The sequence below is a fragment of the Nostoc sp. TCL26-01 genome (assembly GCF_013393945.1).
In the GTDB taxonomy this organism is placed as follows: domain Bacteria; phylum Cyanobacteriota; class Cyanobacteriia; order Cyanobacteriales; family Nostocaceae; genus Trichormus.
Window position 1 is genome coordinate 6,623,963 of the sequence record NZ_CP040297.1, and the last position, 14,418, is coordinate 6,638,380.

The 14,418-nt window shown below is 42.8% G+C and carries 13 protein-coding genes; 9 read left to right on the forward strand and 4 right to left on the reverse strand.

What is annotated here, in order from left to right; translation table 11 throughout:
• The first annotated feature begins 178 nt into the window (after nt 1–178).
• On the forward strand, nt 179–3,427 hold the full coding sequence (locus tag FD725_RS28595) for an alpha-mannosidase (RefSeq protein WP_179051247.1): 3,249 nt from the start codon (nt 179–181) through the stop codon (nt 3,425–3,427).
• Nucleotides 3,428–3,662: 235 nt separating this feature from the next.
• Here FD725_RS28595 and psbN read toward each other — a convergent pair whose 3' ends face one another.
• A complete protein-coding gene (gene psbN, locus FD725_RS28600; RefSeq protein ID WP_179051248.1) occupies nt 3,663–3,794 on the reverse strand; it encodes a photosystem II reaction center protein PsbN in 132 nt (43 codons plus the stop codon).
• Nucleotides 3,795–3,879: 85 nt separating this feature from the next.
• Between psbN and psbH the strand changes: the two genes are divergently transcribed.
• The 3 genes from psbH to FD725_RS28615 all read left to right on the forward strand — a co-directional run bounded on the left by psbH (nt 3,880) and on the right by FD725_RS28615 (nt 5,083).
• On the forward strand, nt 3,880–4,068 hold the full coding sequence (psbH, locus tag FD725_RS28605) for a photosystem II reaction center phosphoprotein PsbH (protein WP_179051249.1): 189 nt from the start codon (nt 3,880–3,882) through the stop codon (nt 4,066–4,068).
• A 330-nt stretch (nt 4,069–4,398) separates the two neighbouring features.
• A complete protein-coding gene (locus tag FD725_RS28610) occupies nt 4,399–4,794 on the forward strand; it encodes a type II toxin-antitoxin system RelE/ParE family toxin (RefSeq protein WP_179051250.1) in 396 nt (131 codons plus the stop codon).
• The gene (locus FD725_RS28615; RefSeq protein ID WP_179051251.1) at nt 4,766–5,083 is read left to right on the forward strand and encodes a DNA-binding transcriptional regulator; all 318 of its coding nucleotides are present in this window, start codon (nt 4,766–4,768) and stop codon (nt 5,081–5,083) included. The genes FD725_RS28610 and FD725_RS28615 overlap by 29 nt, the downstream gene beginning before the upstream one ends.
• Nucleotides 5,084–5,157: 74 nt before the next feature.
• On the opposite strand, the gene FD725_RS28620 is transcribed toward FD725_RS28615, so the two are convergent.
• The gene (locus FD725_RS28620) at nt 5,158–9,507 is read right to left on the reverse strand and encodes an ATP-binding protein (protein WP_256871805.1); all 4,350 of its coding nucleotides are present in this window, start codon (nt 9,505–9,507) and stop codon (nt 5,158–5,160) included.
• A 380-nt stretch (nt 9,508–9,887) separates the two neighbouring features.
• Between FD725_RS28620 and FD725_RS28625 the strand changes: the two genes are divergently transcribed.
• Together FD725_RS28625 and pth are read left to right on the forward strand one after the other, a co-directional pair.
• Entirely contained in the window at nt 9,888–10,160 is a 273-nt protein-coding gene (locus FD725_RS28625; protein WP_179051253.1) for a TatA/E family twin arginine-targeting protein translocase, read from the forward strand.
• Between the two features lie 33 nt (nt 10,161–10,193).
• Nucleotides 10,194–10,838, forward strand: a complete 645-nt coding sequence (gene pth / locus FD725_RS28630; RefSeq protein WP_179051254.1) for an aminoacyl-tRNA hydrolase — start codon at nt 10,194–10,196, stop codon at nt 10,836–10,838.
• 153 nt (nt 10,839–10,991) lie between these two features.
• Here the strand turns inward: pth and rpsU are convergent, their stop codons facing one another.
• Together rpsU and FD725_RS28640 are read right to left on the reverse strand one after the other, a co-directional pair.
• Nucleotides 10,992–11,171 carry a 30S ribosomal protein S21 gene (gene rpsU, locus FD725_RS28635; protein WP_008226419.1) on the reverse strand — a complete coding sequence of 60 codons (180 nt, stop codon included), beginning with the start codon at nt 11,169–11,171 and terminating at the stop codon, nt 10,992–10,994.
• 283 nt (nt 11,172–11,454) lie between these two features.
• Entirely contained in the window at nt 11,455–11,850 is a 396-nt protein-coding gene (locus FD725_RS28640; protein ID WP_179051255.1) for a DUF6335 family protein, read from the reverse strand.
• 319 nt (nt 11,851–12,169) lie between these two features.
• On the opposite strand from FD725_RS28640, the gene FD725_RS28645 reads away from it, so the two are divergent.
• The 3 genes from FD725_RS28645 (at nt 12,170) to FD725_RS28655 (ending at nt 14,411) form a co-directional block, all read left to right on the forward strand.
• Entirely contained in the window at nt 12,170–12,571 is a 402-nt protein-coding gene (locus FD725_RS28645; protein WP_179051256.1) for a DUF2267 domain-containing protein, read from the forward strand.
• A gap of 53 nt (nt 12,572–12,624) precedes the next feature.
• Nucleotides 12,625–13,722 carry a DJ-1/PfpI/YhbO family deglycase/protease gene (locus tag FD725_RS28650; protein ID WP_179051257.1) on the forward strand — a complete coding sequence of 366 codons (1,098 nt, stop codon included), beginning with the start codon at nt 12,625–12,627 and terminating at the stop codon, nt 13,720–13,722.
• Nucleotides 13,723–14,018: 296 nt separating this feature from the next.
• On the forward strand, nt 14,019–14,411 hold the full coding sequence (locus FD725_RS28655) for a hypothetical protein (protein WP_179051258.1): 393 nt from the start codon (nt 14,019–14,021) through the stop codon (nt 14,409–14,411).
• The last annotated feature ends 7 nt before the right edge of the window (nt 14,412–14,418 follow it).

Consider the following 14,418-nt stretch of genomic DNA (forward strand, 5'->3'; position numbering starts at 1 on the left):
ATTTCCGAGTTAATCATCCTTACCGGCTTTGGGTTCAAAAACCAAAGATTTATTACTGGACTTCCCCTATGAGGCATTAAGCATTAAACTCTAGTCTTCAGCCAGTTGTAGAGAATTTTATTCTTAATTTTGACTACTTTCCCATAATTATCGTCAGTGACTTGATTTTAGCGAAAATATGACCCCGACCGTATCTCAATCCCAAATAAAATTTATTGCGGACACAATTGAGCAATTACGCTGTTGTTGTCAGGTTAATGTTCAGTCTACTTGGTTATATCACGAATCAGATAGGGCAATCACTGATGTGATGAGATCTGATTTGTCTGATTGGCTACCTGTGGAATTAAACGCTAAAAGTTACATTACTTGGCATGGTGGTCAAAAAGTTCTGTGGCTGGTACAAAAATTTGTAGTTCCGCCAGATTTACAAGGTTATCCGTTGGCGGGTTTGTCGTTGCGCTTGGCGTTGGTTTGGTGGGCAGACTCTGCCAAGATTTATGTAAATGGGGAATTATTAGTCGAGGGAGATTTATTTGATTGTTCACCCAGGGTGTTATTAAGTCGGGAAGTCACACCAGGAGAAGAATTGACAGTGGCTTTGCGGCTAGTGAGTCCGGGACATTGTGAAGGGGCTTTAGTGCGATCGCTCCTCATTTACGAATCCTCAGACTATAATCATCCTGATCCTGGTTTCATTGCTGATGAATTAGCTATCCTCAAACTGTACTTAGAAAAATTTGCCCCAGAAAAATTAGATACTTTAACCGCAGCCATCAGACAATTTCCTCACAACACACCAGAAAGTCTCCTCAACTTACGTCAATACTTGATCAATCATCTACAGCCATCGACCTATCTTGATGGTGCAGAATTTAAAATCTATTTATTAGGTCATGCTCATTTAGATTTAGCATGGCTATGGCCTGTTAGTGAAACCTGGAATGCAGCCCAAAATACCTTTACATCTGTTCTGCAACTACAAAAAGATTTTCCCGAATTAATCTTTTGTCATTCCACCCCAGCCCTGTATGCTTGGGTTGAAGAACATCGCCCGGATTTATTCAGTGCCATTCAACAGGCGGTAGCGGCCGGAAAATGGGAAATTGTCGGTGGCTTTTGGGTAGAACCAGATTTAAATTTAATTAGTGGAGAATCTATCGTCCGTCAGCTATTGTATGGTCAACGTTATGTGCAAGAAAAATTTGGTAAGTTGACTAATATAGTTTGGGTTCCAGACACCTTTGGTTTTTGTGCTACCTTACCCCAGTTTCTCACTCAGGCGGGGATTGAATATTTCGTCACGCAAAAACTGCGATGGAATGATACTAACAAGTTTGATTATGGCACTTTCTGGTGGCGATCGCTTGATGGTAGTCAAGTCTTGAGTTTCATGTCTGCACCCATCGGTGAAGCCATAGACCCAATTAAAATGGCATCCTATTCTTTAGAGTGGCAAGCCCAAACCAACTTACTATCATCCCTCTGGCTTCCCGGAGTTGGCGACCACGGCGGCGGCCCCACCCGTGATATGTTAGAAACTGTCCAACGCTGGCAAACATCTCCTTTCTTCCCAGACTTAGAATTTATCACGGCCGAACAGTATTTAGAGCAGATTAGGGAATTGGGAACTGGCAACAAATCAATTCAAAATGACGCTCGCGGACTCGCTAACGCTGCGCTAACAAAATTCAAAATTCAAAATGAAAGAAGGGGACAACAGGAAAAGTCTTTCTCCCCCTCTCCCCATCTCCCCACCTGGGATGACGAACTATATTTAGAATTCCATCGTGGTTGTTATACTACTCATGCTGACCAAAAGCGTTGGAATCGGTATTGTGAAGGGTTGTTATATCAAGCTGAACTGTTTGCTACCTTGGCAAGTTTGATTTGTGATGTGACGTATCCCCAACAGGAAATCGAAATAGCTTGGAAGCAAGTATTATTCCATCAGTTCCATGACATTTTACCTGGTTCTTCTATTACCCAAGTATATATAGATGCTTTACCTCAGTGGCAGGAAGTAGAACAAACGGGAACCAGGATATTAACAGCATCATTGCAGGCGATCGCATCCCACTTTACCCTACCAGAGCCACCCCACCCCGATAGTTTACCAATCTTTGTTTTCAACTCTCTGAACTGGCAACGCTCAGAAGTCGTATCTGTAAATTTACCCACACAAGTTACAGCTAATCAACACTGGCAGATTTATGATACTGCTGGGAATCAACTAATTTCCCAACTTGCTGAACCATCCACGATTCTATTTCTCGCCAACGACATCCCATCCGTAGGTTATCGCCTCTTTTGGCTATCTCCCACACCCCCCACACCTCCCACACTCCCCACACCCCCAGACTGGGTTCTGGAAAACGAATACCTACGTGTCACCGTCAATCCTGATACAGGAGATTTAGCCAGCGTATTTGACAAAATCAATCAACGAGAAATCTTAGCTGGTGCAGGTAATCAACTACAAGGCTTTCAAGATAGTGGTCAATACTGGGATGCTTGGAATATAGATCCTGATTATGCCCAACATCCTTTACCCGCTACGCACTTAAAATCTATCGATTGGCAAGAACAAGGACTTATCCAAAATCGTCTGCGAGTGGTACGTCAATTAGGTGAATCGGAATTTTGCCAAGACTATATTTTACAAACTGGTTCACCGTTGCTCCAAATTTCCTCTCAAGTGAATTGGCAAGAAAATCACGTTTTAGTCAAAGCCGCATTTCCTCTCAATATTACAGCCGACTTTGCTACCTATGAAATTCCCTGCGCAACAATTCGTCGGTCAACTCAAGGCAAAACCCCCGAAGAACAAGCAAAGTGGGAAGTACCCGCGTTACGTTGGGCAGATTTAACAACCCAAACAGATAGTGGTATTTACGGAGTAAGTTTACTCAATGATTGTAAATATGGTTACGATAGCCAACCTCAGCAACTCCGGCTAACATTACTACGTAGCCCCCATTGGCCAGATCCAGAAGCAGACAAAGGCTTACACCAATTCACTTACACTTTATACCCCCACTCCGGCACATGGGAATCAGCCCACACAATCAGACGCGGCTACGAACTCAACATTCCCCTGCAAATCATCCTAAATCCACCCTCCCCTCAGCCCTCCCCACTCCCCACCCAGCACTCAGCCAGTTTTTTAAACCTATCCGCCGAAAACCTAGTCTTGATGGCCTTGAAGCCAGCAGAGGATGACTCACAAAAATTGATTCTCCGGTGTTACGAAGCCCACGGCACAACTACAGAGTTATCATTGCAAAGCGATTTGGGGTTAACTTTAGGTGAGCCAGTAGATTTATTAGAACGTACCTCTACTGAATTCTCATCTCAGCAACAAATATTCACAATCCAACCTGGGAAAATTTCTACTTTTAAATTAGAGGTGACAGGTGACAGGTGACAGGTGACAGGTGACAGGTGACAGGTGACAGGTGACAAAAAATTTTCTGTCACCTATTAGACATCTACGAAAATGAATGTAGAGACGTTGCAGTGCAACGTCTCTACAAGGTTTTCGGGCAACGCAGAATTAATTTCTGGAGATGTCTATTGCCTATTGCCTATTGCCTATTGCCTATTGCCTATTGCCTATTGCCTATTGCCTATTACCTATTTCCTATCCCCTATTCCCTCTCTTAATCTTCGTGATCCTCAAAAGGATCTGACAACTCCCGGCTAGGAGGGCCAAATGATGTATAGATTCCATAGCCAGTGACGGCGACAAGAATAGCACCAACAGAAATGATAAGAACTATTGCGGGTTCCATAAGTAAGTTATTGATGATGAATGTTATTCTTATAGAATATTACAGAAGATTAAAAAAAGCTTTGGCAACTAATCTTAGGTGAACTATGGCACAACGGACTAGCTTGGGAGATATCCTGAGACCTTTGAATTCTGAGTATGGTAAAGTGGCTCCTGGTTGGGGAACCACCCCCTTAATGGCTGTTTTTATGGGGCTATTTTTCGTGTTTCTGCTAATTATTCTGCAACTTTACAACAAGTCAATTTTGATTCAGGATGTACGGGTTGGCTGGTAGCTACCAATACAGAGTAATCAATTTTACATAATTAGCAAATCTAGCCCGGTTCATCCGGGTTTTTTTATTGGGGATGTCAGGGTTGATTCAGATGTGCCTAAACTAACGTGAGTTCGACGACTGAAAAAACCCCTCTCCAAACCTCTCCCCTAAAAGGAGAGAGGCTTTAAAAGCTTGATTTTTCGTTGATATGTGATGCTCTTTGCTCCCCTCTCCGCGTCGGAGAGGGGCTGGGGGAGAGGTCAAAAAAGACTTGTCGAACTCACGTTAAACTATATCTTTTCTAAAATATAGGACTAGGTGCTATACTTTGGTCAAAGAGACTATAAAATGAAAATTTACAAAAACCGTACTTTTGACCGTTGGGCGCGAAAGGAAGGCTTAAACAATCTTAGTCTCTGTAACGCTGTAAACGAAATGGCCGCAGGGCTTTATGATGCTGACTTGGGAGGTGGACTGTTTAAAAAACGCATAGCAAAACCTGGGAAAGGTAAGAGTGGTGGATTTCGGACACTAGTAGCTACTAATAATGAAAATAGTTGGTTTTTTATTTTTGGCTTTTCAAAAAACGAACGCAGTAACATTGACAAAGATGAAGAAGAAGCTCTGAAAATGTTATCCAAGCAATTACTTGCTTATACACCAGATGAGCTTGAGCAGGCAAAAAATAGTAATGCTTTAATAGAGGTGATTTGTAATGCGGAAGAAGAAATCAGCAATTCTTGAAGCAGTTCATGAGACAGCAGAAGACCTACACAAAGCTGGGCTAATGAATCAAACTACATTGCGCGAATTTGAACACCTATGTCTACCTCCTATTGAGCATCTAGAACCATTACAAATTAAAGAAATACGGGAATCATCTCAAGTAAGTCAAGCTGTTTTTGCACGTATTTTGAATATAAGTCTTTCAACAGTTCAAAAATGGGAAATAGGACAAAAGCGGCCTAGCGGAGCATCTCTTAAGCTACTGCACTTAGTAAAGAATCGTGGGTTAAACAGTGTACTGTATTAAAATTTTTGGCTCGTAAAACTTACTTACGGGTTATTCCTCTAATTTAGATTGTCATGAATTTTGTATTTTATATTCTAGGAAATCAAGGTGACAATTGCTTTAATGAGATGGTCTGGTTCTACTGGCTTAGAAAGATGCCGTTGAAAACCAACTTTTAGGGCTTGCTTTTCGTCTATTTCTCCAGCATACGCTGTAAGTGCGATCGCTGGAATCTGTCCACCTTGTCCTGCTGGTAAGGCTCTAATCTGTTGCATGAGCATATAACCATCCATTTCTGGCATCCCGATGTCACTAACCAGAACATTGGGTAGGGATTGAGTTAAGATTTTTAGGGCTTCCACAGCAGAGGTGGCTGTAATTACTTCTGCCCCTGCTTGTTCTAAGAGGAAAGCGATAAATTCTCGTGTATCGGTATCATCATCTACCACTAAAACCTGGATACCCTGCACACCCAAAGATGGTTCCAAAAATTGAGTATCGTCGTTGACACTTGGCTGAGTCGGCATCAGAGGTAGGTTGAGGATAAATGTGGCTCCCATGTCTTCACCTTGGCTCTGGGCTTGAATTGTACCACCATGCAGTTCGACTAAATGACGAACGATCGCCAAACCTAAACCCAGTCCACCAAATTTACGGGTAGTGGCGCTATCTGCTTGGCGAAAATAATCAAACACATAAGGTAAAAAATCAGTAGAAATACCCTTGCCAGTGTCGCTAATAGTGATTTGAGCTTGATTATTAACCTGTTGTAACTGTATCTCAACTCGACCACCTGCGGGTGTAAATTTAATCGCATTGGATAGCAAGTTCCACATCACTTGTTGCAAGCGAGTGGAATCGCCCCAAACCATTCTCATTTCTGCTTCCAGCTTTACTTCTATGGAAATAGATTTGGCTTCTGCGGCGAGTCGCATAGTTTCTAGGGCGGCTTTAATAATTGATACTAGATTAATTGGGCTAGTTGTGAGATTGATCTTGCCTTGGAGAATCCGCGAGATATCGAGCAAGTCTTCAATCAGTTCGACTTGTAGCTTGGCATTACGCTCAATAATAACCAGAGCTTGTTTGATTTTGGCTTCGTCTAGCTTACCTGTTTGCAGCAACCTTGACCAACCGAGGATGGGATTGAGAGGCGATCGCAATTCATGAGACAATACTGCTAAAAATTCATCCTTAATCCGGTTAGCGGCTTGAGCTTCTTCCCTCAATACTTCTGCTGCTGAACGGGCTTGTTGTTCTGCTTCGTATAGTCGGGCATTTTCTACAGCGACAGAGGCCATTTGGGCTAACTGCACCAGGATTGCTTCGTCAGCCGGGGTAAAATCTCCAGCATATTTGTCGGAAAGCTGAATCAATCCGATGTTTTTTCCGTCTCTTCCCAATAAGGGAGCTGCCAGCCAGCCACGCAGAGGTGGATGGTTTTCTGCCTCCTTACCAAAGCCCCGCCATTGTGGATGAGCCTCTAGTTCGGCTTGAGTCATCCGCATCGGATGATTGATTTTACACATATAAGCATAGATGCCAGAGCCATCGGGCTGTTGTTGATAATCTCGCCACTGAGCATATTTATCGGACAAATAGACGGTAATGATTGCCTGTGACCAGTTCTGGTCAGTTGTCAAGCCTGTGACAGATTGGTGAGTGCCAATGATTGATGCTGCTTGGTCTGTGATCACTTGCAACACTTGTTCCACAGAAAGAGCAGAATTAATTGCCAAGGCGGCTGTGGTTAATCCTTGCAATTGGTTAACGTATGTGCGTTCACGGGTGAGCAGTTGTTCGCGTTCCTGTTCGGCTTGCTTACGTTCTGTAATCTCGGCAGCAAAAACTGTCAGTCCATCCGGGGAGGGATAAACGCGGTTTTCATACCAACGGTTCCAAGTAGGGTAAAAATTCTCAAACTGGATGGGGGTTTGTTCGCTCAACGCTCGTTGAAATTGAATGTAAACATCAGTGCCAACGGTATCAGGAAATAAATCCCAAAGGCTGTGACTGAGGATTTGCTCACGTTCCATGCCAATCATCTCACACAGGCGATCGCTCGCGTAGGTAAATTGCCACTCGCGGTTGAGGACATAAAACCCATCATTAATGCTTGACAAAATACTGTCCACACTTTGCCTGGCTGTTTGTGCTTCTAGTCGCAACGTCTGCTCTTGCTGCATGGCATCTTGCCGCAGTTTTGCCAGCTTTAAGGTTGCTTCGACTCGCGCTAACAATTCCCTAGCAGAAAACGGCTTGATCAGATAATCATTGGCTCCAGCTGCTAATCCCTCGACCTTGGCTTCTTCACCAGCTCTCGCAGACAGCAAAATCACGGGAATGTCACAGGTGCGATTATCACTCCGCAAGGCACTGAGCAAACCAAAGCCATCTAGTCGGGGCATCATCACATCCGTCAGCACCAAATCTGGCAATTGATCAGCGATCGCCGCTAATGCTGCCATACCATCAGTAGCAGTCTCTACCAGATAATATCTACTCAGCAAGCGCTTGACATATTCCCGCATATCTGCATTGTCATCGACTAGGAGAATCCGGGCTGAAGCTGGTAATAAGCCAGAGGTAGCAGGTGATAAAGTAGATTCCTGACTATCCCCTATTCCCTGTTCCCCTACTTCTGGCAGCCAGCGTAAGGCTTCTTCAATGTAAGGAGTTGCGCCTAAAGCGGTGGAAGCTAGGGTGCGCTTTGCCTGTATGCGCTCTGGGGGTAAATGGGCTATGCCGATAGGAATGGTAATGGTAAAGGTTGTCCCTTGGTGTTCAATACTTTGAATCTGCACTTGACCACCATGTAATCTGACCAACTCCTGTACTAAGGCTAGGCCAATTCCCGAACCTTCTTGAGTTCTACCCTGCGCTCCTTCGACTCGGTGAAATCGTTCAAACAATTGGGGCAATTCGGCAGCCGGAATGCCGATTCCCGTATCGCTGACTGTTAACTCCACCTGTTGCTGTATCTGTCGCAAGGTAACTGTAATGGCTCCAGCGAATGTAAACTTAAACGCATTCGAGAGCAGGTTGAGAACAATTTTTTCCCACATCTGGCGGTCAACATAGACAGGTTCTCTCAGTGGTTCACAGTTGACAACCAACTGTAATCCTGCTTGTTCGATCGCCGAACGAAAGATACTAGCTAATTCGGCGGTGAAGTTAGCTAAATCCGTAGGCTCATAAACCGCTTGCACCCGTCCGGCTTCTATGCGCGAAAAATCTAGTAATGTATTGACCAACTTCAACAGGCGTAAACCATTGCGGTGAATCAAGGTTAGTTCCTGCTGTTGCCCTTGTGAGAGGTCATCTGTCGCCAATAGATCCTCTAATGGACTTAACATCAGAGTTAAGGGGGTACGAAATTCGTGGGAGATATTACTAAAAAAAGTGGTTTTAGCCCGGTCAAGTTCCGCTAACACTTCGGCCCGTTTGCGTTCTGCCTCATAGGCTTGAGCATTGGCAATACTAGCTGCAATCTGCGCTGAAACCAGGTTGAGAAATCCTTGATAGCTCTCATCAAACAACCGGAATGGGTTTAAAGCTGCCACTAATATACCCGCTTTTCCTGTCCTTCCTGATGGGGCGATCGCTACTACAGCAGCTTGATGGGGGGCGCGATTCCAGGCTCCCGTTGGCAGGTCAGGAAATTTTGATGGTAAATCTGCAATTAGATAGGATTCGTGAGTTGTCAATACCTGGGCAAAGTGCCAAAACGCATCATCATCGAGAGCAACAGTTTCCGGAACAGCTGGGTGTCCTGGCTCAATGCCACAGGTTCCCGCTAAAGTCACACACTGCTGCTCAGGGTCAAGCAGATAAATCATTGCAAAGGGCAAGTCATAGGGGTTGGTGGCCAGACAGCTGCTGCTGAGAGTGCAAGCTTCATCGAATGTACGCGCATCTGCTGTTTTGGCTGCCAGTTCCTTTAATAATGACAGTTGCCTCTCACCAATGATACGCGGCGTATCCTCAGTGTTGGCACAGATGATCCCACCAATACCGCCATCATCATTTGGCACAGGGCTATAGGAAAAGGTGTAGTAAGTTTCTTCTGGGTAGCCATTTCGCTCCATGATTAACAATAGAGCTTCATCATAAGTACCTTGATTTTGCCGCAGTGCTGTTTCCACGCGAGGCCCCACCTGATGCCAAATTTCGCGCCAGACAACCGTGGCTTTTTCACCAAGAGCTTGTGGATGTTTGCCACCGAGAATGGCTCTATAAGCATCGTTGTAGAGATTGATTAAGTCATCACCCCACCACACAAACATGGCTTGGCGAGAGGTTAACATAATTCGCACGGCTGTCTTCAAGCTCTGTGACCAAGTTTCCACCGTACCCAAAGATGTTTGTGACCAATCATGCGATCGCATGAGCGCTGCCATCTCGCTATCGCCGATAAAGATAGTTTCCGAGATATTAGAGTTCATCTCATAGGTCACTGTTACCACTCCCAAATCAAAGTGCCAAGTATCGGTGGATCAAACTTTATCGTCTTTTCAATTGTAACTGTTACAAAAAAGCCGATATAGGATATAATTACACAGTTTTTGCATTATGGATTTTCTACCATTCTCATAAAGCTGGTAATCTAGCTGTGGGATGAAATAGGCGAAAACGTTAATCTCATACTTAAGGATATAGAGAATAGGCGGAAAAGTCTTTTGGTTGAGGAGTTTTATGATCAGTTTATGTTCAGTTTACCGGGCGATCGCTATAAATGGTAAGAGTTAATATGGGTGTGGATTCATCAGTACTTTGATGTTTACTCACTCAGACAAAAGACGTACTTAACAGGAGCAACTGCATCGTGAATATCTTTGGTATTGGTTTACCGGAAATGGCTGTAATTATGGTAGTGGCGTTATTAATTTTTGGCCCGAAAAAATTGCCAGAAATCGGCCGCAGTGTGGGAAAAGCAATTCGTGGTTTTCAGGAAGCTTCTAATGAGTTTCAAAATGAGTTTAAACGGGAAGCTGAACAATTAGAGCAAGCTGTGAAAACTACTGCCGAACTTGAACCTAAGCAACTGGAAGCGGTGGAATTAGAAAAAGATAGTGCTGGTTCTTCCCCCTCGGCTTAATTATGTGTTGCGATTCGATTGATTATAAATAAAATGACGGAATCTGTAACACAACCTGCTTTGGTGATTCCCCAGCTAATTGTCGGGTTGGGGAACCCAGAGCCAAAATACGACCAAACACGCCATAATATTGGCTTTGCGGCTGTTGATGCCCTTGCTCGTGCTTGGCAAATTCCCGTGAGTGAAAATCGTAAGTTTCAGGGAGAATACGGTGAAGGTATTGCACCAGGAGGAGTCAAGATTCGCTTACTGAAACCTTTAACCTATATGAATCGTTCGGGACAAGCAATACAAGCAGTGACAAGCTGGTACAAATTACCTGCCGAGTCTGTCTTGATTATCTATGACGATTTGGATTTACCTTTGGGCAAGACTCGTTTACGCTTATCTGGTTCGGCTGGGGGACACAATGGCATGAAAAGTGCGATCGCTCATCTTAGCACTCAAAACTTTCCCCGTTTACGTATCGGCATTGGCAAACCTAAAAATGCCGCTAATGGTGATAATTCTGAGACTGTCTCTCATGTGTTAGGAAAATTTTCTGCCGGGGAAACTCCTTTGATGTCGCTGGTGCTGCAATTCGTTGTCGAGTGTGTAGAATTGAGCCTCAAACAAGGAGTAGAAAAAGCGATGAATCGCTGCAATAGTCGCACTATAGAAATTTCAGAAATTTCTTAATCTTCAATCACTTATCTTTGAAAACGTGATATACGCACACCCCTATCAGGGGTGCGGCACATATCTTTTTATTATGATCACAATAGTGGCAACTTAACTGTTGCTTGTTTTCTGGTAATATCCTCAAACAAAGCCCATGCAGACTAAATAGGTTTATTTAAAACGGCGCTTACGTCTAGCTGCCACTGCTTTACGTTTGCGTTTTTCTAATGGTGTTTCAAAGTGTCGATGATACTTAACATCAGCCAATATCCCAGCTTTGGAAACCTGGCGTTTAAACCGACGCAAAGCTGAATCTATACCTTCGTTCTCTCCTAGAACCACTTGGGTCATTCGTCTTCCTCATTGATCAATAGTCTCCATTGTAATAGTAGCCTCAAACCTAGCCAAACTACTTGAGAGACATACGAGAAATTGTGATAATTTACTCAAATCAGATAAGTTAAGACTGACGTAAAAAATTTTCTTGCTAAGAAGTGAAGTACCTAACGAGGATAGTCAAAAGTCAATAGACATCTAGTAAAAATTAATTCTGCGTTCCTCTCAATCTTTGTTAGGGACAATTCATTAATTCCCCCTACACCACTTTTCCAGATGTTGAATAGTCAACGGTCAATTATCCCCTATCCTGATAATCTTCAGAAGACATCGGATCTAATTCCCAGCGTCGATCATCACGTTGTTCTAAAATTTCGTTGGTGCGCAGAAAAGCTTTATCGTCCATTTCTAATCCCACGGCTGCTTCTAATTCCTCAGTCACATTTTGATCAGGAGTAGGGGAAGTACCACCAACAGCTTCATCTCCTACCGCATCTGCATCTTGCCAGTAAGCATCGACATCGCCACCAGTTAGTTCTGGACTAGTTTCTGTATATTCTTGCCTTCTCTGTTGCAACACACGTCCACCGATGTTGTATCCTGGCAAATCTTTGACACCAGTACCATAGGATTCGGTAATTTCCTGTGGCAAATCATCGGATTTAATCTCTTGATTGTTAGTTTCTTCTGCCATAACATCAACAATTTCTATATTCTTAGCATAGCTGTTTCTGCCTTAGAGGTTGTACTGCAATGGATGTACAACTTTAGAAATAAAATCATCTATTTCTGGGGAACGAAGAAAATTTATCGACAATCACATAAGCTGATAAATATGAAATCAAGGTCAAGCCACTTGTAGTTGAATCTGCTAGTTATGGGTTGAAAGTTTTTAGGTTAAATAAAAGCAGCAGATAAGCTTTTAACTCATAACTACTTTTTTATAAAAGAGCTTATTTTAACAGATTGGTTTTTAAAAATGACTTTTCTCAGGTATTAGCAGAGGTAGTAAAGTGCAATACGATGAATTCATCACTCACGTGCAAAGCCTAGCTCAATCAAATTCTCGTGAAGATGCAGAAAGAGCTACTTGTGCAACCCTAGAAACTATTAAGGAACGTATTTCTAGTGCAGAATCTCAAGCTTTAGCTGCCCAATTACCCCAAGAATTAGCAGCATATTTACAAGGCACAGAGACAAAACCAGATCAAGACTTTGATTTACAAGCTTTTATCGTCCGCGTCAGTCAAAAAGAGAATACAGAACCCATAACTACAGCAATTCATGTGCGTGCAGTTTTTGCCGTATTACAAAATGCAATTAAACCAGAAGAGTTTGCTAAACTCCACGCTCACTTCTCTCGTGACTACGAAGAAATGTTTGGTACATCACCCATAAATGAAGTGCCAGCCTAACTCCAGCCTAACTATATAAATCCAATTAAGACCACCGTTAAGTAGGAAGAAATATGACCAACAATAACAGTCATTTCGGACAGAAAAAAGTTGCTATGCTCATTGAGCAAGCAGTGGAAGATATAGAGTTTATTCTTCCTTGTAACGCCCTTAAGCAAGCAGGATTTACAGTGGTTGTGCTTGGTTCACGGACGAATGAAAAATATAAAGGCAAACGTGGTAAGCTATCGATCCAAGCTGATGCTACCACTACAGAGGCGATCGCTTCAGAATTTGATGCTGTGGTAATTCCTGGTGGTATGGCTCCTGATAAAATGCGACGCAACCCCAATACAGTCCGCTTCGTACAAGAGGCGATGCAGCAGGGAAAATGGGTAGCTGCGGTTTGTCATGGGCCACAAGTGTTGATTGAAGGCGATTTGCTTCAAGGTAAACGAGCTACAGGCTTTAGTGCTATCCGCAAGGATATGATTAACGCCGGAGCAAATTACTTAGATGAAGCCCTAGTCGTTGACGGGAATTTGATTACATCCCGTGAACCTGGAGATTTGGCAATTTTCACCACAGCTATCTTAAGCCGCTTGGGTTATGGTGGTAAAGATGCGGCACTGCCAGATGAAAAAGATGCTAGCGCCGAATGGTGGAAACTAGCTGATGCTTGGGGTGGTTCAACTAAGGGTGATATTGTTCGAGGCTTAAATACTGCTCTCAGTGGAGAACGTTATTCACAAGAAGCATTAGAAAAGTATCTAGAAAAAGAATCAAATGTGGAAGCAAAAGCCCTGTTTCAAGATTTGATTACCAACAAACAGCGTCACATTGAAATATTAGAAACATATTTGCATAGACTTGGTGAAAAACCTTCTCTAGCCGCAAATATTGCTAATCAATATGCTAAGGTAAAAACGGCTTTAACTGGTAGTGATGATATCTATCAAATCCGTAGCGCTTTGGGTGACGTGCAAACAGGAATTGGTGATATTGGCAACTTGTGTGCAATGTACACTGATCCAGTAGCAACAGCTATTTTCAAAGAAATTTATCAAGATTTATTGCAGTACGAACAACGATTGGTAGAGCTATATCGTTCATGTTTAGCTACTACAGTTCAGCCTCCCAAGCCAACAACAGGTGCGGCTGTTTCTATGTAATCACATCAAGGAATAGGTCGTAGGAAATAGGGAGTGGTAATACATTTTCCCACTCTCTATATTTATAGCAACAGTCTAGAATAATTAAACGCAGATAAACGCAGATAAACTTGTACCTCAGTAGACTAAGAAACGCTATATCAATTTGTCTTAAAATATAATGCTTAGTTGTATTAAGTAATGAGTTATTAATCATAAACTATGACTAAATACTGATTAATAACTCTGTCTACGAAATGATGTTTAATTATCTTGAATATAGTCACAATATATCCATAACGTAATTAAGGAACTCTATGAATCGCTTAATTCCTTGGATACAAAATGTTCTGCTGCGTCAGATTTTGATTGTTTGTGTGATTGCTACAACTTTTTTTGTGAGTCAATCTTTTACTTACAATCAAGCTATAGTTGCCCAAGCTGATACAGTCAAAACTCCAGAAGGTATTTACTACAAAGGTACTCCAGATCAAAATATCACAAGTGATAATCAAGTCCGAAAAGCTCAAAATCGCCTCAAAGAAACGGCTGAGAACGTTCGAGAAAAGTTAAACTTAGACGAAGAAACTCCCAGAGCTACTAAAGAGTATAAAAAATTCGTCCAAAGAAAAGTAGATAGAACTGTTGAGCCTTTTACTGGTAAAGAAGGTGGTTATTATCAACAGCCTAATCGGAGACGCGATCGCTAAAATTTGG